Source organism: Nocardia puris, from assembly GCF_003315035.1.
In the GTDB taxonomy this organism is placed as follows: domain Bacteria; phylum Actinomycetota; class Actinomycetes; order Mycobacteriales; family Mycobacteriaceae; genus Nocardia; species Nocardia puris.
The window spans coordinates 50861-69206 of the sequence record NZ_QNRE01000007.1 but is presented as its reverse complement, the minus strand read 5'-3'; the positions used below and the strand labels follow the sequence as shown (position 1 = coordinate 69206).

Below are 18346 nucleotides of genomic sequence, written 5' to 3'. Positions count from 1 at the left end.
TTGATGGTTCGACACAGGACAGGAATCAGGCATGCCGAAACGCACTATTTCGGATGTTTCGCTTCATGTTTATGTGACACCGGAAACGCTCGACCGGGTCGTCGAGTCGGTGCGCGCGGTCGTCGACGACCACCTCCAGGACCGCGACGTGTTCGCCTGGCGTTTCACGCTGCCGGTCGACGCCGACACGCCCGCCCACGCGCTGCTCGAAACCCAGTGGCGCGTGGACCATCCCGGCCTGCACCCGGGGACCCGGCGCACCTACGAGATCGCGCTCAGCCTCGTCGGCGCGCCCCGCGCCCTCACCGTGCAGGGACTTGCCGCGCTGCAACGCGAACTCGAAACGTCTTGCGGCACGGCCGATCTGGACGTGCCGCGCACGATTCGCGTGCAGCGCCGCGACAGCTTCGATTTCGACACCGAACGCGAAATCCTCTAGCGTCCGGGTGATTCGGCGCCCACCCGAATTCCGCGGTGCGCCGCGCTACTCACCGCCGCGACGGGAAGTGCCGGATCAACCCTTCCTGCACGGTGGTCGCGAGCAATTCACCCGAACGCGAATAGAACCGCCCCGTCGCCAATCCGCGCGAGCCCGCCGCCACCGGCGATTCCGTGCAATACAGCGCCCAGTCGTCGAAGCGGAACGGCCGGTGGAACCAGATGGAATGGTTCACGGTGGCCGCCACGATCCGGTCCAGGCCCCACGAGAGGCCGTGGGTGGTGATGATGGAATCGAGCACCGTGGTGTCCGACGAATAACCCAGCGTCGCCACGTGAATCAGCGGATCGTCGGGCAGGGTGCCGTCGGCCCGCATCCAGACGCGATTGTGATTGAGCTTCTCCCCCGTGCCCTTCAGAATCCACGCGGGATCGTTCGTGTACCGCATATCGATGGGGTGCGGCGCGTTGACGAACATCTCCAGCTTGTCCTCCAAGCCTTCGAAGCTCTCCTCCACGCGCGGCAGGCTCTCCGGATCGGGCACCTCCGGCTGGGCGTGGGCGTGTTCGAGCCCCTTGCCCCAGTCCTGGAACGCCGCCAGCATGACGAACAGCTCCTGGTCGTCCTGCACCGCCGTGACGGTGCGGTTGGCGAAGGCGCGGCCGTCGCGGTGCCGGTCGACCCGGTACTCGATCGGCTTCTTGGTGTCGCCGCCGCGCACGAAATGCGCGTTCACCGCGTGCACGGGCCGGTCGCCGACGGTGCGACCGGCCGCCATGATCGCCTGCGCGACCAGCTGACCGCCGAAGGTCCTGCTCCAGACCTTCTCCGGATGGTGTCCGACGAACACGTCCTCGTCCATCTGCTCGAGGTCGAGCAGACCGAGCAACACCTCCAGATCGGACCGCCGCGCCGGCTCCTCGGTGCCGACGGTGTCGCGTAGCGAAGCGCTCACTCTAATGGTCCTCCTCACCGATGCGGTGCACGTGGATCAGGTTGGTGGACCCGACAGTACCGGGCGGGGAGCCCGCGACGATGACCACCAGGTCGCCCTTGGTGTATCGCCCCATGGACAGCAGCGACTGGTCCACCTGGTGGATCATGGCGTCGGTGCTGTCCACCGTCGGCACGATGAACGTCTCGGTGCCCCAGGTCAGCGCCAGCTGGCTGCGCACCTCCGGCAGCGGCGTGAACGCCAGCAGCGGCAGCGGCGTGTGCAGGCGGGCCAGGCGGCGCACGGTGTCGCCGGACTGGGTGAACGCCACCAGGGCCTTCGCGTTGAGCCGCTCGCCGATATCGCGCGCGGCGTAGGAGATGACGCCGCGCTTGGTGCGCGGCACGTGGGTCAGCGGCGGCACCCGGGTGGAGGACTCGGCCTCGACCGCGTGCACGATCCGCGCCATGGTGCGCACCGTCTCGATCGGGTACGCGCCGACCGAGGTCTCGCCCGACAGCATCACCGCGTCGGCGCCGTCGAGCACCGCGTTGGCCACGTCGCTGGCCTCGGCGCGGGTGGGGCGCGAGTTCTCGATCATGGATTCCAGCATCTGGGTGGCCACGATGACCGGTTTGGCGTTCTCGCGCGCCATCTGGATGGCGCGCTTCTGCACCAGCGGCACCTGCTCGAGCGGCAGCTCCACGCCGAGGTCGCCGCGCGCGACCATGATGGCGTCGAAGGCCAGCACGATCGCCTCGAGGTTGTCGATGGCCTCCGGCTTCTCCAGCTTGCCGATCACCGGCACCCGGCGCCCGACGCGGTCCATCACGTCGTGCACCAGTTCCACGTCCGAGGGCGAGCGCACGAACGACAGCGCGATGAAATCGACGCCGAGCTTCAGCGCGAACTCGAGGTCCTCGATGTCCTTCTCGGAGAGCGCGGGCACCGACACGTCCATGCCGGGCAGCGAGACGCCCTTGTTGTTGGAGACCGGACCGCCCTCGGTCACCCGACAGACCACGTCGTTGCCGTCGACCGCGGTGACGCTCAGGCCGACCTTGCCGTCGTCGACGAGCAGCCGGTCGCCGGGTTTGGCGTCCTTGGCGAGTTCCTTGTAGGTGGTGGACACGCGGTCGCGCGTGCCTTCGACATCGTCGACGGTGATGCGGACTTCCTCGCCGGTCGCCCACATCGTGCGGCCCTCGGTGAACCGGCCGAGCCGGATCTTGGGGCCCTGTAGGTCGGCGAGGATGCCGACCGCTCTGCCGACGTGGTCGGAGGCCTGGCGCACCTTCTTGTAGTTCTCCGCGTGGTCGGCGTGCTCACCGTGGCTGAAGTTGAGCCGGGCCACGTCCATGCCGCTCTCGACGAGTTCGCGGATACGGTCCTCGGTGGCAGTGGCCGGGCCGAGCGTGCACACAATCTTCGTCCGTCGCATCACACGTCGAGCCTAGTCCTGTCGGAGCGCGAGAGCTCACCGCGACGGGGTGACCGTTCGGTAAACCAGTTCGCACAGGTCGGTGTCGCCGAGCGCGCACCGGTGATCAGGCCGGAACGTCGAAGGTGAGCACCACGCGCGGCGCCGAATCAGGGGCGGCCAGGGTGAGGGCGCCACCCGCCGGGATCACCGACGAACCGCCACCGCCGCCACCGGGCGGCACACCCCCGTCGGCGGGGTCGACGACCGGGTTGAACCGCCCTCCCGCGCTGCCACCACCGCCGCCGTACCAGCCGCCGCCTCCGCCCCCGCCGCCGGCACCGTGCGCCGCGCCCTCCGGCGCGAAAAGCGAGCCTTCCCAAGGTATTACCTGCCCGGGCGCGATGACGAGGCCGCCCGCGCCGCCGCGCGTGCCCCAGCCGGGCTTGCCGCACCCGGCGGCGCAGGTATGCGTCGTCCCTTGCTCGATGATGTCTGGTGCCCCGGCCGCGCCGCCCGGCGCGATGCCCGCCGCGAACGGGTTGAGGCTGGCGAGCGGCCAGGTGTTGGGCCCCGCGCCGCCGCCGCGCGGACCGGCGCCCGGCGCGCCCGCGTCCCCGCCGGGCGACAGGATGCCCGACCAGGTCGCCGCGCCGCCGCCACCGCCACCCGCCGAGACCAGCGGCGCCACCCCGTACGCCTCGATGTCAGCGGCATTGACGGCCACCGCGACCGACGAGGCTCCGCCGCCCCGCCCGCCATGCACGAACGGGTGCTCGAAATGCGGGTGCGGGTCGTAGCGCCCGTCCACCACCTCACCGCTCCACGCGCCGCCGCCCGCCCCGCCGCCACGCATGGTGGCGTTCGCGGGCACCGGATCGTCGCCGTTCTCGCCCACGTCCACGAACAGCGTCGCGCCGGGCGGCACCAGCACCGACCCGCTCGCCACGGCGGCGCGCCCGCCCGGGGCCACCACGTGGCAGCAGCTCTCGCCGCCGCGACCTCCGATCGCGAGGATGTGCACGTTCGTGACCGGGAACGGCAGGGTGAACAGCACACCGCCGCGCGTGTAGGCCGTGCCCGGGGTGTCGAAGACGCAGGTGACGGTGCGGCCGTCGCGCGTGCATTCGTCCGGCAGCTGCGCCGAGGCCGGCGCGGCCGCCCACACCGCCGACGCGGCGATCAGGCCTGTGACCACCGCCCCGACCCGCACGCGCGCCGTGAAACCGGACATGTCACCCATTGAACAACGCCGGAGGCCGGATTCCGGGCGGACTCGCCGGGCTCAGACGGCGACGTGCTTGGACAACTTCGTCTCCAGCCGGGTCTGTGCGAACCCCAGGATCAGGCAGATCACCCAGTAGTAGAGCGCCGCGACGCCGTAGAGCGCGAAGAAGTCGAAGGTCGGCGCCGCGGCCAGCTGCGCGGTGCGCAGCAGTTCGGTGACCAGGATGGTCGAGGCCAGCGAGGTGTCCTTGACCAGCGAGATCAGCGTGTTCGACAGCGGCGGCACCGCGATCCGCGAGGCCTGCGGCAGGATGATCAACCCCAGCGTCTGCGGGTAGGTCATACCGAGCGCCTGCGCCGCCTCCCACTGTCCCTTCGCGACGCTCAGGATCGCCGCGCGCACGACCTCGGCCGCGTACCCGCCCACGTTCAGGCTGAACGCGATCACCGCCGCAGGGAACGGATCGATGACGATGTCCATCTGCGGCAGCGCGTAGAACACGATGAACAACTGCACCAGCAGCGGCGTCCCGCGGATGATCGAGATGTAGAACCGCGCGGGCGCGGACAGCCACCACAGCGGTGACAGCCGCGCCAGCGCGAGGAACAGCGCCAGCACCAAGCCGATCGAGAAGCTGATGACGGTCAGCGGGATCGTCGTGGTGACGGTGGCCTCCAGCATCGGCCACAGATTGCGCCGGATCAGCTCCCAGGTGGCGGCGTCCACGGACGGTTACTGGCTCACGTCGGTGCCGAAGTACTTCTCCGAGATCCGCGCGAGCGTGCCGTCGGCGCGCAGCTCGGACAGCGCGCGGTCCAGTTCGGCGACCACCGGGTCGTCCTGGCGGGCGGCGAAGGCCATCTCGCTGGTCTCGCCGGTCTCGGTGGCGATCTTCACCGACGCGTCACCGGAGGTCTTCAGATACTCGCGCACCACCAGGCTGTCGTTGAGGGTGCAGTCGACGCGCCCGCTCTTGAGCAGCTGGATGGCCTGCACCCAGCCCTCGACGCCCTCCACGTTCGCGCCGGCCTCGGTGGCCGCGGCGCCCCAGTTGCTGGTGACGGTCTGCGCGCAGGTCTTGCCCGCCACGTCGGCCAGGCTCGCGACGGAGTTGTCGTCGGCGCGGGTCACGACCACGCCCTGGGACACGGTGTAGGGCGCGGAGAAGGCGTACTTGGTCTTGCGGTCGTCGGTGATGGTGACCTGGTTGGCGACCACGTCGAAGCGCTTGGACTCCAGACCCGCGAAGATCGCGTCCCACGGGGTCTGCACGAATTCCACGGTGCGGCCGAGCTTGTCGCCCACGGCGCGGGCCACTTCCACGTCGTACCCGGTCAGGGCGCCGTCGGTGCCCTGGAAGCTGAAGGGCGCGTAGGTGCCCTCGGTACCGATCTTCAGGACGGACGGGTCGTCGGAACCACCGCACGCGGTGAGGCCGGTGGCGGCGACGACGGCGAACACGGCGGCGAACAGCTTGCGACGCACGGAGATCCCTCTCTTCTGCGCGGGGCGGGACCCCCAACGCGACACACAGGACCGGGGAAACATACGCCCCTGCGGGCCGAATGGCCAGTATTCGAATCATGCGGAATGAAAACCCGGCCGGAAATGCCGCGGGCGCCGCGCTCCGGCGACGCCCGCGTCGTGCTCAGTCCCGCAGGGGACGCCCGTTGGCGTCGGGCACCTTGCCCATCAAGATCAGGATCGCGTCGATGAGCGACCAGATGCCGAAACCACCGCAGGTGATGATCTGGAGGATGCCGATCGTGGTGTAGCCCAAGTAGAAGCGGCCGATGCCGAGGGTGCCGATCAGCAGTTGCAGGATGCCCGCGATGATCTTCTGCTTGTCGGAGTAGGGCACGCCGTAGTAGTCACGGCCGAACGGCGCCTCGGGGTCGGCCGGGTTGTAGCCGGGCGGACCATACGGGGGCGGATACGCGCCCTGCGGCGGCTGGCCGTAGGGGCCGGGCTGGGGGTACGGCTGCTGCTGGCCGTACTGGGCCTGCTCGTAGTGCGGTTGGCTCGTATCCTTGCCCAGATTCGGGCCCGTACCGGGCGGGCCGTACTGCGGGCCGCCGGCGCCCGGCTGGTTCTGATAGGGGTCGGTCACTCACGTCCTCCTCATCCTGCGGGCAACCAGGTGCTGGCCCCGATCGGGATCACCGCCGGACGGGCGGCGATCCCGAGTCATTCTCGCCGCGGCGAGCGTTCTTGTCGTGTCCACCGCCGAGACGTTCCGGCGGCGGGCTCCGAGTCGTTATCGCGCGCGGGCGTGGATTCGTTCACGTCCGCGCGCGATTCGGCCGGGCGGGTGGTTACTCGGCGGCCTTGGACTTCGCGGGGGTCGCCGTGCCGTTCTTCGGCTCGTCGGCCTTGGGGTCGTCGGTGGCGGCCGCCTCGGCGTCCGACTCTGAGGTCTCGGACTTCGACTTGGTGTCGGTCTCGGACTTCGACTCGGTTACGGACTTCGGCTCGACATCCGCACCCGACTCGGCGTCCGCACCCTTCTCTGCGTCGGACCCGTCGCCCTTCGCCGACCCGGAATCGCCGGTCTCGCCCGCCGATTCGTCGTCGCCGGAATCCGCTGCCGCCGAAGCCGACTCGTCCTTGTCCAGCTTCGGCTTCCCGCCACCGGACTCGTCCTTCCCCGCGCTGTCTCCCCCGGTCTCCGAATCCTTCTCGGAGACAGCGGTTTTCGTCAGCGTCGCGCCTTCCACGGCACCGGCCGCCGACGCGGCTTCCCCCACCTCGCGCAGCTTGCCGAACTGCCACGGCCACGGCCGCGTCATGGCACCCGGTTGCAGCAGGGCGGCGGCCTCGCGCCCCTTGGTCGCGAACACGAAATACGCCATGGCCGCGAGGAAGACGATCGCCGAGGTGAACGAGTTGATGCGGATGCCCGCGATGGTGGTGGCCTCGTCGTCGCGCATCAGCTCCACGAAGAAACGGCCGAAGCTGTAACCGGCGACGTAGAGCGCGAACAGGCGGCCGTGGCCGATGCGCCAGCGCTTGTCGATCTGCACCAGCAACACCACGACCAGGATGTTCCACACCATCTCGTACAAGAAGGTGGGATGCACGACCTTCTCGACCACGCCGTTGGAGACGCCGCTCATAGGATCGGGATCGCCCGCCGAGTTGAAGCGCGGGTAGATCTCCAGACCCCACGGCACGGTGGTCTCGCGACCGTAGAGCTCCTGGTTGAACCAGTTGCCGAGGCGGCCGATGGCCTGCGCCAGCAGGATCGGCGGGGCGATGGCGTCGCCGAACGCGGGTAGCGGGACCTTGTAGACACGGCAGCCGATCCAGGCGCCGAGGCCGCCGAGCAGCACCGCGCCCCAGATCCCGAGGCCGCCCTGCCAGATGTAGAGCGCCTCGATGGGCTTGCCGCCCTCGCCGAAGTACTTCTGCCAGTCGGTGGCCACGTGGTAGAGCCGCCCGCCGATCAATCCGAACGGCACGGCGAACATCGCCACGTCGAGCACGGTGCCCTGCTGTCCGCCGCGCTCGCGCCAGCGCCGCTCACCCCACCAGATGGCGACAATGATGCCGAGGATGATGCACAGGGCGTAGGCCCGCAACGGGATCGGCCCGAGTTGCCACACGCCCTGCGGGGGGCTGGGAATGTAGGCCAGCACATCGCTTCGTAAGGTCACGGGGCCAACCGTAGTCGAGGACGCGCCGACGGTGAGATCCGGCGGTGCCGTGCGTCCGCGGCGGGGTGCCGCGGATCGCCCGGGCTACTGCGAGACGACCGCCGCCGACCGCACGCCCTCGGCCAGTTCGGCCGTGAGCGAGCGCACCGCGTCGAGCCCCTGCGCCACCGCCGACACCAGTGCCGAACCCACGATCACGCCGTCGGCGTAGGCCGCGATCTCGGCCGCCTGCGCGCCGTCGCGGACGCCGAGACCGACGCCGATCGGGATGTCGGAGTGGGCGCGGATGCGCGCGCACAGGGCGGGCGCCGCCGAGGACACCGCGTCGCGCGCGCCGGTAACGCCCATGGTCGAGGACGCGTACACGAAACCGCGCGAGGCCTCGAGGGTCTTGACCAGGCGCTCCTCGGTGGAGGACGGCGCGACCAGGAAGATGCGGTCCAGATCGTGCGCGGCGGAGGCGACGAACCAGTCATCGGCCTCCTCCGGGATGAGATTCGGGGTGATGATGCCCGAGCCGCCCGCGGCCGCGAGATCGCGCGCGAAGCGGTCGACGCCGTACTTGAGGATCGGGTTCCAGTAGCTCATCACCACGGCCTTGCCGCCCGCCGCGGTGATGGCCTCCACGACGGCGAACACGTCGCGCACCCGCACCCCGGCGCGCAGCGCCTGTTCGGCGGCGGCCTGGATGGTGGGACCGTCCATCACCGGATCGGAGTAGGCGACGCCGACTTCCACGATGTCGCACCCGGATTCGACCAGGGCGCGGCACGCATCGATGGACCCGGCCAGGTCGGGGTAGCCCGCGGGCAGGTAGCCGATCAGCGCGGCCCGGTTCTCGGCACGCGCCGCGGCGAACGTATTGGCGAGGCGGGACTGCTGGCTCACGGCTTCACCTCGCTGGCGCTCGGTTCCGCCGTTCGCCAAGCGACGCTGTGTTGATGGTTCACTCGCTGACGCTCCTTCACGACTGCGTCTCCTGCGGTGCGTCGAACAGCCCGAACCAGCGGGCCGCGGTGTCCATGTCCTTGTCGCCGCGACCGGACAGGTTGACCAGGATGACCGCGCCCTCGCCCAGCTCCTTGCCCAGCTTCAGCGCGCCCGCCACGGCGTGCGCGGACTCGATCGCCGGGATGATGCCCTCGCTGCGGCTGAGCAGCAGCAGCGCGTCCATCGCCTCGGTGTCGGTGATCGGCAGGTATTCGGCGCGCCCGATGTCCTTGAGGTAGGCGTGCTCGGGGCCGACGCCCGGGTAGTCCAGACCGGCCGAGATGGAATGGGATTCGATGGTCTGGCCGTCCTCGTCCTGCAACAGGTACGAGTACGCGCCCTGGAACGCGCCGGGCGTGCCGCCGGTGAATGTGGCGGCGTGCCTTCCGGTTTCGACGCCGTCGCCCGCCGCCTCGTAGCCGATCAGGCGCACCCCGGGATCGTCGAGGAAGGCGTGGAAGATGCCGATGGCGTTGGAGCCGCCGCCCACGCACGCCGTGACGGCGTCGGGCAGCCTGCCCACCAGATCCTGGATCTGCTCGCGCGCCTCCAGCCCGACGATGCGCTGGAAGTCACGCACCATGAGCGGGAACGGGTGCGGGCCCGCGGCGGTGCCGAAGCAGTAGTAGGTCTCCTCGGCGTTGGTCACCCAGTCGCGCAGCGCCTCGTTGATGGCGTCCTTGAGCGTCTGCGAACCGGTGGTCACCGAGACCACCTCGGACCCCAGCAGCCGCATCCGCGCCACGTTCAGCGCCTGGCGGGCGGTGTCGACAGCGCCCATGTAGATCACGCAGTCCAGGCCGAGCAGCGCGCACGCGGTGGCCGTGGCCACGCCGTGCTGGCCGGCGCCGGTCTCGGCGATCACGCGGGTCTTGCCCATGCGCTTGGCCAGCAGCACCTGGCCCAGCACGTTATTGATCTTGTGCGAGCCGGTGTGGTTCAGGTCCTCGCGCTTGAGCACGATGCGCGCGCCGCCCGCGTGCTCGGCCAGCCGCGTGCACTCGAACACCGGCGACGGACGGCCGGTGTAGTCGCGCTGGAGGCGGTCCAGCTCGTCGAGGAAGGTGTGGTCACCCCGGCACTTCTCGTATTCGGCGGTGACCTCCTCGATCACCGCCATCAGCGCCTCGGGCACGTGCCTGCCGCCGTAGACGCCGAAGTGACCGCCCAGATCGGGTTCGTGCGCGCTCGGCTGCGCGACCCCGACGCTGGCCCTGGGCAGTGCGTCCACGCCCCTCACCGGCCCCGCCGGGCCGGCTTCGGGCAGGACGGGTGGGTGCCCGCGGTCACCAGCTCGGAGACGGCGGCGCGCGGATCACCGCTGGTCACCAGTCCCTCGCCGACGAGCACCGCGTCGGCGCCCGCGCCGGCGTAGGCCAGCAGGTCGGCGGTGCCGCGGATGCCGGACTCGGCGATCCGGATGACCTCGGTGGGCAGGCCGGGGGCGATGCGGGCGAACACGTCGCGGTCGACCTCGAGCGTCTTGAGGTTGCGGGCGTTCACGCCGATCACCGACGCGCCGGCCTCCAGCGCGCGGTCGGCCTCCTCCTCGGTGTGCACCTCCACCAGCGCGGTCATGCCGAGCGATTCGGTGCGGTCGATCAGGGAGGCGAGCACGTCCTGTTCCAGCGCGGCCACGATCAGCAGGATGACGTCGGCGCCGTGCGCGCGGGCCTCGTGGATCTGGTACGGCCCCACCACGAAGTCCTTGCGCAGGATCGGGATGTCGACGGTGGCGCGCACGGCGTCCAGATCGTCGAGCGAACCGCCGAAGCGGCGGCCCTCGGTGAGCACGCTGATGACGCGGGCGCCGCCGTCCTCGTAGGACTTGGCCAGACTCGCCGGGTCGGGGATGTCGGCCAGCGGCCCCTTGGAGGGGCTGGCCCGCTTGACCTCGGCGATGACGCCGATACCGTCCTGGAGGAGTGCGGCGCGCGCGTCCAGGGGGGCGGGCGCGGCGGCCGCGGCGGCCTTCACGGCGTGGAAATCCAGGAGGGCTTCCCGAGCGGCCACATCCGCGCGGACCCCGTCGAGAATCGAGTCGAGTACCGTCATCTGGCTCGAATCCTTTCTGGGGAGACGGACTTGCTGCCTGAGAATCCCCCCAGGCGCTGTCTCACCGATGCTGACAAAGAATAAATGGCTCTACCTCTTGCGTTCGCGCCGGGGTTGGGCTCCGCTCGCTGGGAGCGGCCGCAAACCGGCGGCAACTTGCGGGGCGGGTGGGGCGCGGTCATCTCACTGCGCACCGGCCCCCGGGGTGCCGCGCTTGCCGCCGCGGGAGGCGCCGTCGTCCTCGTCGCGGTCGTCCTCGGTGGGGTCGGCGCCCGCGTCCAGCGCGTCCCACAGCACCCGCTCGGAGAGTTGTTCGTCGGTGCCGCGGTCGGCCACCTGTTCGGTGGCGGCGGCCCGGCGCGCGACCGGATTGTCGTATTTGCCGGACAGCCCGGCGGATTCGCGCGGCATCCTGGCCAGCAGCACACCGGCCGCGAACGCGGCGAGCGCGGCGGCCATGGTCACGATCGCGGGAAACGCGGCCGTGGTGACCTCGATCACGGTGGCGCGGCCGGGCAGTTCGGCGAGCGAGGCGGCGCGCTGGTCGGTGGCGCCCGATCCGGTGAGCACCGCGAACGCGGGCACCGCCGTGACGGCCGCGACCAGCGCCACCAGCACGCCGACCACCCGGCGCGGCCAGCCCTTGGTGGCCAGCACGGCGGCGATGGCGGCGAGCAGCACCAGCGCCAACGGCGTGAGCGCGCCGAACCAGACGGCGCCCTCGAGCTCGTCGGTGCGCGGCGCGGTGAGGCCGTCCTCCGAGCGCACCGTCACCCAGGTGAGCCGCGACGCGCCCCACATGAGGGCGGCGGCCAGCGCGAGCAGCACGATCGGGCCGATCGGGCGCTGCGCGCGCGGGGCGGCCTGCGCGGGGGCGGTACCGGAGTCGGGGTCCTCGGCCATCACGCGCCGCCGTTCGCGCCGTACGCGCGCACGGTCTGCGCGGCGGCCACGGCCTTGAGGACCGCCATGGCCTTGTTCCGCGACTCGGTGTCCTCGTAGTCCGGATCGGAGTCGGCCACCACGCCCGCGCCCGCCTGGACGTAGGCGACGCCGTCCTTGAGCAGGGCGGTGCGGATGGCGATGGCGGTGTCGGCGTCGCCGGCGAAGTCCAGGTAGCCGACCACGCCGCCGTAGATGCCGCGCCGGGTGGGTTCCAGTTCCTCGATCAGCTCCATCGCCCGCACCTTCGGCGCGCCCGACAGCGTGCCCGCCGGGAAGCAGGCGCTCACCGCGTCGAGGGCGATCCTGCCGGGCGCCAGCCGCCCCGACACGGTGGACACCAGGTGCATGACATGGCTGTAGCGCTCGATGTGGCGGTACTCGGTGACGCGCACCGTGCCCGGCCGGCACACCCGGCCCAGATCGTTGCGGCCCAGGTCGACCAGCATCAGGTGCTCGGCGTTCTCCTTCTCGTCGGCCAGCAGCCCCTTCTCCAGCAGCAGGTCGTCCTCTTCGGTGGCCCCGCGCCAGCGGGTGCCCGCGATGGGGTGCGTGGTCGCCACGCCCTCCTTGACGGTCACCAGCGATTCCGGACTGGACCCGACGATGGAGAACGCGGTGCCGCCGTCGCCGTCGGGGATGTGCATCAGGTACATGTACGGGCTCGGGTTCGAGGCCCGCAGCATCCGGTACAGGTCGATCGGCTCGCCGCGGTAGTCCATCTCGAAGCGCTGCGAGAGCACCACCTGGAACGCCTCGCCCGCCTCGATCTCCTTGACCAGGCGGCGCACGCCCGCGCCGAACTCGTCGGCGGTGCGCTGACGGCGATAGACCGGCTCGGGCTGGTCGAACACCGACACCGTGGACGGGGCGGGCGCGGCCAGCGCCTCGGTCATCCGGTCCAGGCGGGCGACGGCGTCGTCGTAGGCCTCGTCGACGCGCTCGGCGGTGCCGTTCCAGTTGACGGCGTTGGCGATGAGCGTGATGGCGCCCTCGTGGTGGTCGAAGGCAGCCAGGTCGGTGGCCAGCAGCAGCACCATCTCGGGCAGGCGCAGATCGTCGGCGGCCAGTTCGGGCAGGCGCTCGATGCGGCGCACCGCGTCGTAGCCCAGGTAGCCGACCATGCCGCCGGTCAGCGGGGGCAGGCCGGGCAGGCGTTCGGTGCGCAGCAGCTCGAGCGTCGCGCGCAGCGCCGCGAGCGGGTCGCCGCCCGAGGGCGCGTCGGCGGGGATGTGGCCCAGCCACGCCGCCTCGCCGTCCACCACGGTCAGCGCGGACGGACTGCCCGCGCCGATGAACGACCAGCGCGACCAGGACCGCCCGTTCTCCGCCGACTCGAACAGGAAGGTGCCGGCTCGGTCGGCGGCCAGTTTGCGGTAGGCCGACAGCGGAGTTTCGGAGTCCGCCAGCACCTTTCGGGTCACGGGGACCACCCGGTGCTCCGCGGCCAGTTCTCGGAACTGCTCGCGGGTCGTGGTGGTGGGAGTGGACGCGCCAGGCATCTCCCCATCATTCCAAGCGCGACCGGGCCGCTTGCGGCTACCCCCACCCCGCCCCTGTGGCGGCCATCACTACACTCGCCACGTTCCATGTCGCGGTATCACTTTCGAGAGGAGACCAACAGATGTACCCCTCGCAAACGGTGGCGCACGACGGCCGTCGCGCCGCCGGTCCGGGCACCACGCTCGGTCAGCATCCGCGGGTGGGCGGGCCGGCCCCGATCGGTCCGCAGGGACTGGGCACGCACAACGCCATCGCCTCCTTCGTCACCTACGCCAAGGCGCTGGAGTCGTTGGACCGCAACCACTTCCCCGACGAGTACGCGATCAACAGCGACCGCATCCGCGAACTCGAGCCGTTCCTGCGCGCGCACGGCATCCTCGACGTCATGCAGATCAAGAACCCCGAGGTCGCCGCGCTGGTCGCGCACAGCTGAGTCTCCGGGCGTCCGTCGGGGGCGTCCGGCGCCGTCGGCGCGCGGTACCGGGTGTCACGGATGCCCGGTACTGTCCCCCTCATGCAGCAAGGTCAGCTCGCTCCCGAGTTCGAGCTCCCCGATCAGTCCGGCACCGTTCGCTCGCTCGGCGCGTTGCTCGCCGACGGCCCGCTGGTGCTCTTCTTCTACCCGGCCGCCAACACCCCGATCTGCACCGCGGAGGCGTGCCACTTCCGGGATCTGTCCGCCGAATTCGCCGCCCTCGGCGCGACCTGCGTCGGCATCAGCACCGACGCGGTGGACACCCAGGCCGGTTTCGCCGCCAAACAAGGACTGGGCTACCCGCTGCTGTCGGATCGCGACGGCGCGGTGGCCGCGCAGTTCGGCGTGAAGCGCGGATTGCTCGGCAAGCTGGCGCCGGTGAAGCGGCAGACCTTCGTCATCGATACCGACCGGACGGTCCTCTCGGTCATCAGCAGCGAACTTCGCGCGAACACCCACGCCGACGAGGCGCTCGAGGTGCTGCGCGCCCGCTGACCCACGGCGCGGGTGATCGAAACGCCGACGCGGCACCGGCATGGAACCGACCGGTCCACCTACGCTGGATTCATGACTTCGAGCGAGGTTCTTCCCGCAGATCGGAAACCCACGGCAACCGTCTGGCGCAACCGGATCATCGGTGGTCTCGCGCTGGTGGTCGTGCTGGTCATCGCCTACTTCATCCTGGCCGCGTTCATCCCGCGCTGGTGGGCGCAGCGGCTGGCGGAGATGGTGAACGGCAGCTTCTCCAAAGGCATCGGCTGGGGCCTGTTCTTCGGCGGCCTGACCACGGCGATCTCCCTGTTCCTGCTGCTGTTCGCGGTGGTGGTGTGGCGCAAGCGCGCGGGCCGCTTCTTCGCCGGCGCGGCCGTGGTGGTGGCGCTGCTGGTGGCCGTGCCGAACCTGATGACGCTCACCATCGTGCTGGGCAACAGCAACGCCGCGCACGCGGGTGAACGCATCCTCGACGTCGACGCGCCCGCCTTCCGCGGCGCCGCCCTGGTGGGCGCGCTGATCGCCGCCGCCGTCTTCCTGGTCGCGGTCTTCTTCGTGACGCGGCGCACGCTGCGCCGCCGCAAGGCCGAGAAGCAGCTGGAGGCGGGCAAGCCCGTCACCCCGCCGCCCGCCGCGACCGCCCCTGAGACACCCGCCCCGAGGGCCGACCAAATGTGAATGAACTCACGACATTCCCGATCGTCATGACGGTCGAGCGAAGTCGTGGCAAACTCGGTTGTCGCGAGTGACATTGCCATGACGACCCGCGTCACTCAGCTCGAAAGAAGGCGCATGGTGACGAAGTGGCTCGACCCCGTCGAACAGCGATCGTGGCGTTCGATCGTGGCCCTGATGACGCGATTACCGAGTGCTCTCGATACGAGGTTGCAGCGCGAGTCGGGGGTGACGCACTTCGAGTACTGGGTGCTCACGCTGCTGTCCGAGGAGCCGGGGCACCGGCTCCAGATGAGTGAGCTGGCCCACAAAGCAAATGCTTCGCTATCCCGCCTGTCGCACGTGGTGTCCAAACTGGAGCGCATGGGGTGGGCGCAGCGCAGTGCCACCGCGGGCCGCCGCGGCGTGCAGGCGACGCTGACCGACGACGGCTACCGCAAGGTAGTCGAGGCCGCGCCCGGCTACATGGACGCAGTGCGCGCCTTCGTCTTCGACGGGCTCGACACCGAGCAGAAGGAGCAGCTGGCCGACCTCGGCGAGGTCCTTGCGACGCATCTGGTCGGGGTGCTGGCCGAGGGCCCGTCCGCCGAATCGCGCGAGGACTGAGGGGCCCGGCTCAGGCGGGTTCGCCGAGCAGCAGATCCGAGTCGAAGCAGGTGTGGGTGCCGGTGTGGCAGGCCGCGCCCTCCTGGTCGACCACCAGCAGCACCGTGTCGCCGTCGCAGTCCAGCCGCACCTCGTGCACGTACTGCGTGTGGCCCGAGGTCTCCCCCTTCACCCAGTACCGGCCGCGCGAGCGCGAGTAATACGTCGCCTTGCGGGTCTCCAGCGTGCGGGCCAGGGCCTCATCGTCCATCCACGCGACCATCAGCACGTCACCGGTGCCGCGCTCCTGCGCGACCGCGGAGAACAGGCCCGCCTCGTTGCGCTTGAGACGGGCGGCGATGCTGGGGTCGAGTGCCATACCACCGTTTATAACAGGGGCGGGTGGGGCGTCACGGGTCGGCTGCCGGCGTCAGGACGTCAACGCGCCGAGCGCCTCCCAGGTGCGGCGGCGATCCTCCGGGGTGGTCAGGTCGGTCTGGGAGAGCACGACGTCGGTCGCGCCGGCGTCGAAATACTCGGCGACGCGGGCGGCGAGCACGGACTCGTCGCCGATCACGACCACAGCGAGTCCAGTCCGGCCGCCACCGCTTCCCGCCCGAACGCCACCGCCGCGTCGACCGCGTTGCCGGACGTGTCCAATGCCGCAGGCCCCCAGGCCACTCCGATACCCATGTGGGTGGGCAACCGCGCGGCGGCACAGCGGATTCCGGCCCGGCCGATTCTCGCGATTCGCTCGAGGTGAGCGGACATCCGATCAGCTCAGCACTCGCCGCAGCTCGCCCGCGACGTCCTCCGACTCGTCCAGCGCCGCCGACAACTCCGCCCGATACGTGCTCGACGCCGCCCGGTGCCGCTCGCGCCCGGCGTCGGAGATGACCGTGTACACCCCGCGCCGGTCGTCCGGGCACAGGTCGCGGTAGGCCAGCCCGGCGTCGATCAACCGCCCGACCAGCCGCGTCACCGAGCTCTGGTTGAGCCCGAGGTGGTCGGCGAGCTCCTGCATCCGCAGTTCCCCGTCGGGCGCGTCGGCGAGGAAGCCCAGCGCGCGGAACTCGGAGAGCCCCAGCCCGTGCCCGCGCTGCACCGCCGTGCCGAGCCGCTGCTCGACCCGGGAGTGCAAGGCGGACAGTCGAGCCCACATCCGCTCGTCGCGCGCGAGATCAGTCATGAATTAGTTGTACATGCATACTTCTGCCGGAGGCAAGTCGCGGCGGCAGGGTGACCATCCCCGGCCCACCCTGCCGCCGTCTCCCGCTCGCGGACGAGCGGGCTCCCGCGGCCGGCGACCACCGCCATGGCCGCCGGCCGGGGTCGTTCAGCGGACGACGAGGTCCGCGGCGCGCATCGACTCCTTCACCTGGCCGATGGTGAGATCGCCGAAGTGGAACACGCTGGCCGCGAGCACCGCGTCGGCCCCGGCCTGCACGGCGGGCGCGAAGTGCTCCACCGCCCCCGCGCCGCCGCTGGCGATGACCGGCACCGACACGGCGGCGCGCACCGCGCGGATCATGGGCAGGTCGAAGCCCGCCTTGGTGCCGTCGGCGTCCATGGAGTTCAGCAAGATCTCGCCGACGCCCAATTCCGCACCGCGCACGGCCCATTCGACGGCGTCGATCCCCGTGCCGCGCTTGCCGCCGTGGGTGGTGACCTCCCAGCCCGAGGGGGTGTCGGGCTGCCCGTCGGGCACCGTGCGCGCGTCCACCGACAGCACGATGCACTGCGAGCCGAACCGCTCCGACATCTCCCGCAGCACCTCGGGGCGGGCGATGGCGGCGGTGTTCACCGAGACCTTGTCCGCGCCCGCGCGCAGCAGCCGGTCCACGTCGTCCACGGTGCGCACGCCGCCGCCGACGGTGAGCGGGATGAAGATCTGCTCGGCCGTGCGGGTCACCACATCGATCATGGTGCCGCGGTCGCCGGTGGAGGCGGTGACGTCGAGGAAGGTCAGCTCGTCGGCGCCCTGCGCGTCGTAGGCGGCGGCCAGTTCGACGGGATCGCCCGCGTCGCGCAGGTTCTCGAAGTTGACGCCCTTGACCACCCGGCCCGCATCCACGTCCAGGCACGGGATCACGCGTACCGCCAACGTCATTCGGCTCACCTCTCCCCGGCGGCCGACGGATCGGCGACCGTGCTGATCATGTCCAGAAGTTCTTCGTGCACCCCCGGCGCGGCCGCGAGCACCGACCCCGATTCGATCGTCCAGGGATCGCCCGCGAGGTCGGTCACCACGCCGCCCGCCGCGCGCACCAGCGCCACGCCGGCGGCGTTGTCCCACGGATGGTGGCCGAAGACGATCGTCCCGCCCAGCACGCCGGAGGCCGTGAACGCCAGGTCGATCCCCGTGGACCCGTGGATGCGCACGCGCGAGGACAACCGGCTCAGCGGGCCGAGCAGGTCGAAGCGGAAGCGGCCGGGGATGCGGCCCGCCGAATCCACGTTGAAGGTGCCGAAGCCGATCATCGCCTCGGCCAGTTTGCCCGGCCCCAGCGGCGGCAGCGGCGCGTCGTTCAGCAGCACCGGCCCGCCCCGCACGGCGGCGTAGCGGCGGCCGAGGATGGGCAGCCAGGTCAGTCCGAGCACCGGCTCGCCGTCGTGCACCAGCGCGAGCAGCATGCCCGAGAGCGGGTGCCCGGAGGAGTAGTTGAAGGTGCCGTCGATCGGATCGAGCACCCACGCCGTGCCCGAGGTCAGCTGCGGACCGCCGAATTCCTCACCGTGCACGTCGATTCCGGTGCGCAGGGTGAGCGCCTCGGAGATGGTGCGCTCCAGTTCCAGGTCCAGTTCGGTGGCGAAGTCGTTGCGGCCCTTGGTGACCGCGCTCGGCGCGCCCAGACCGTCCACGAAACGCGCACTGGCGCCGTCGAGTACGGCGCTCGCGGCGGCGAGCAGGTCGGGCAGGCGGGAGATCGGGTCGACGGCCATCGCGATCGG

At 70.8% G+C, this 18346-nt stretch carries 22 protein-coding genes and 1 pseudogene; 5 read left to right on the top strand and 18 right to left on the bottom strand.

The features are described 5' to 3' along the window. Positions 1 to 73: 73 nt before the first annotated feature. A complete protein-coding gene (locus DFR74_RS19050) occupies positions 74 to 439 on the top strand; it encodes a hypothetical protein (RefSeq protein WP_232331699.1) in 366 nt (121 codons plus the stop codon). 49 nt (positions 440 to 488) lie between these two features. Here the strand turns inward: DFR74_RS19050 and DFR74_RS19045 are convergent, their stop codons facing one another. The 12 genes and pseudogenes from DFR74_RS19045 to DFR74_RS18990 all read right to left on the bottom strand — a co-directional run bounded on the left by DFR74_RS19045 (position 489) and on the right by DFR74_RS18990 (position 13166). Continuing rightward, a complete protein-coding gene (locus DFR74_RS19045; RefSeq protein WP_113975205.1) occupies positions 489 to 1301 on the bottom strand; it encodes an acyl-CoA thioesterase in 813 nt (270 codons plus the stop codon). Positions 1302 to 1395: 94 nt separating this feature from the next. Further along, positions 1396 to 2817, bottom strand: a complete 1422-nt coding sequence (pyk, locus tag DFR74_RS19040) for a pyruvate kinase (RefSeq protein ID WP_195125831.1) — start codon at positions 2815 to 2817, stop codon at positions 1396 to 1398. A 103-nt stretch (positions 2818 to 2920) separates the two neighbouring features. Next, entirely contained in the window at positions 2921 to 4027 is a 1107-nt protein-coding gene (locus DFR74_RS19035; RefSeq protein WP_113975204.1) for a hypothetical protein, read from the bottom strand. 51 nt (positions 4028 to 4078) lie between these two features. After that, a complete protein-coding gene (locus DFR74_RS19030; protein ID WP_113975189.1) occupies positions 4079 to 4747 on the bottom strand; it encodes an amino acid ABC transporter permease in 669 nt (222 codons plus the stop codon). Positions 4748 to 4753: 6 nt separating this feature from the next. Beyond that, positions 4754 to 5506, bottom strand: a complete 753-nt coding sequence (locus DFR74_RS19025; RefSeq protein WP_067514151.1) for an amino acid ABC transporter substrate-binding protein — start codon at positions 5504 to 5506, stop codon at positions 4754 to 4756. Between the two features lie 163 nt (positions 5507 to 5669). Then, positions 5670 to 6131 carry a TM2 domain-containing protein gene (locus DFR74_RS19020; RefSeq protein WP_067514152.1) on the bottom strand — a complete coding sequence of 154 codons (462 nt, stop codon included), beginning with the start codon at positions 6129 to 6131 and terminating at the stop codon, positions 5670 to 5672. 403 nt (positions 6132 to 6534) lie between these two features. Continuing rightward, a pseudogene (gene lgt, locus DFR74_RS19015) lies at positions 6535 to 7677 on the bottom strand (prolipoprotein diacylglyceryl transferase); the annotation flags it as partial. An 84-nt stretch (positions 7678 to 7761) separates the two neighbouring features. Beyond that, positions 7762 to 8565, bottom strand: a complete 804-nt coding sequence (trpA, locus tag DFR74_RS19010; RefSeq protein ID WP_067514153.1) for a tryptophan synthase subunit alpha — start codon at positions 8563 to 8565, stop codon at positions 7762 to 7764. Positions 8566 to 8641: 76 nt separating this feature from the next. Beyond that, positions 8642 to 9898, bottom strand: coding sequence for a tryptophan synthase subunit beta (trpB, locus tag DFR74_RS19005; RefSeq protein WP_407675014.1), 1257 nt, complete (start codon positions 9896 to 9898; stop codon positions 8642 to 8644). A 5-nt stretch (positions 9899 to 9903) separates the two neighbouring features. Beyond that, positions 9904 to 10722: an indole-3-glycerol phosphate synthase TrpC gene (trpC, locus tag DFR74_RS19000; protein ID WP_067514155.1), complete on the bottom strand. Its 819-nt coding sequence runs from the start codon at positions 10720 to 10722 to the stop codon at positions 9904 to 9906. 183 nt (positions 10723 to 10905) lie between these two features. Next, positions 10906 to 11625: a TIGR02234 family membrane protein gene (locus DFR74_RS18995; RefSeq protein ID WP_084538198.1), complete on the bottom strand. Its 720-nt coding sequence runs from the start codon at positions 11623 to 11625 to the stop codon at positions 10906 to 10908. Further along, entirely contained in the window at positions 11625 to 13166 is a 1542-nt protein-coding gene (locus DFR74_RS18990; protein WP_067514157.1) for an anthranilate synthase component I, read from the bottom strand. The genes DFR74_RS18995 and DFR74_RS18990 overlap by 1 nt, the downstream gene beginning before the upstream one ends. 122 nt (positions 13167 to 13288) lie before the next feature. On the opposite strand from DFR74_RS18990, the gene DFR74_RS18985 reads away from it, so the two are divergent. The 4 genes from DFR74_RS18985 (at position 13289) to DFR74_RS18970 (ending at position 15415) form a co-directional block, all read left to right on the top strand. Further along, entirely contained in the window at positions 13289 to 13600 is a 312-nt protein-coding gene (locus tag DFR74_RS18985; protein ID WP_067514158.1) for a hypothetical protein, read from the top strand. Positions 13601 to 13681: 81 nt separating this feature from the next. After that, positions 13682 to 14137 (top strand): peroxiredoxin, encoded by a 456-nt coding sequence (locus DFR74_RS18980; RefSeq protein ID WP_067514159.1) that lies wholly within the window; start codon positions 13682 to 13684, stop codon positions 14135 to 14137. A gap of 72 nt (positions 14138 to 14209) precedes the next feature. Next, the gene (locus tag DFR74_RS18975; protein ID WP_067514181.1) at positions 14210 to 14812 is read left to right on the top strand and encodes a permease; all 603 of its coding nucleotides are present in this window, start codon (positions 14210 to 14212) and stop codon (positions 14810 to 14812) included. Between the two features lie 114 nt (positions 14813 to 14926). Next, positions 14927 to 15415: a MarR family winged helix-turn-helix transcriptional regulator gene (locus tag DFR74_RS18970; RefSeq protein ID WP_084538199.1), complete on the top strand. Its 489-nt coding sequence runs from the start codon at positions 14927 to 14929 to the stop codon at positions 15413 to 15415. A 10-nt stretch (positions 15416 to 15425) separates the two neighbouring features. On the opposite strand, the gene hisI is transcribed toward DFR74_RS18970, so the two are convergent. The 6 genes from hisI to DFR74_RS18945 all read right to left on the bottom strand — a co-directional run bounded on the left by hisI (position 15426) and on the right by DFR74_RS18945 (position 18337). Next, positions 15426 to 15773 (bottom strand): phosphoribosyl-AMP cyclohydrolase, encoded by a 348-nt coding sequence (hisI, locus tag DFR74_RS18965; RefSeq protein ID WP_067514161.1) that lies wholly within the window; start codon positions 15771 to 15773, stop codon positions 15426 to 15428. 51 nt (positions 15774 to 15824) lie between these two features. Next, positions 15825 to 15971 carry a hypothetical protein gene (locus DFR74_RS18960; protein WP_195125828.1) on the bottom strand — a complete coding sequence of 49 codons (147 nt, stop codon included), beginning with the start codon at positions 15969 to 15971 and terminating at the stop codon, positions 15825 to 15827. Then, complete coding sequence (locus DFR74_RS36045) at positions 15968 to 16165, bottom strand: hypothetical protein (protein WP_157115897.1); 198 nt, start codon at positions 16163 to 16165, stop codon at positions 15968 to 15970. Before DFR74_RS36045 ends, DFR74_RS18960 begins: the two co-directional genes overlap by 4 nt. A gap of 4 nt (positions 16166 to 16169) precedes the next feature. Beyond that, positions 16170 to 16583 carry a MarR family winged helix-turn-helix transcriptional regulator gene (locus DFR74_RS18955; protein ID WP_067514162.1) on the bottom strand — a complete coding sequence of 138 codons (414 nt, stop codon included), beginning with the start codon at positions 16581 to 16583 and terminating at the stop codon, positions 16170 to 16172. A gap of 147 nt (positions 16584 to 16730) precedes the next feature. Next, positions 16731 to 17504, bottom strand: a complete 774-nt coding sequence (hisF, locus tag DFR74_RS18950; RefSeq protein WP_067514163.1) for an imidazole glycerol phosphate synthase subunit HisF — start codon at positions 17502 to 17504, stop codon at positions 16731 to 16733. A 5-nt stretch (positions 17505 to 17509) separates the two neighbouring features. Then, positions 17510 to 18337 carry an inositol monophosphatase family protein gene (locus DFR74_RS18945; protein WP_067514164.1) on the bottom strand — a complete coding sequence of 276 codons (828 nt, stop codon included), beginning with the start codon at positions 18335 to 18337 and terminating at the stop codon, positions 17510 to 17512. Between the last annotated feature and the right edge of the window lie 9 nt (positions 18338 to 18346).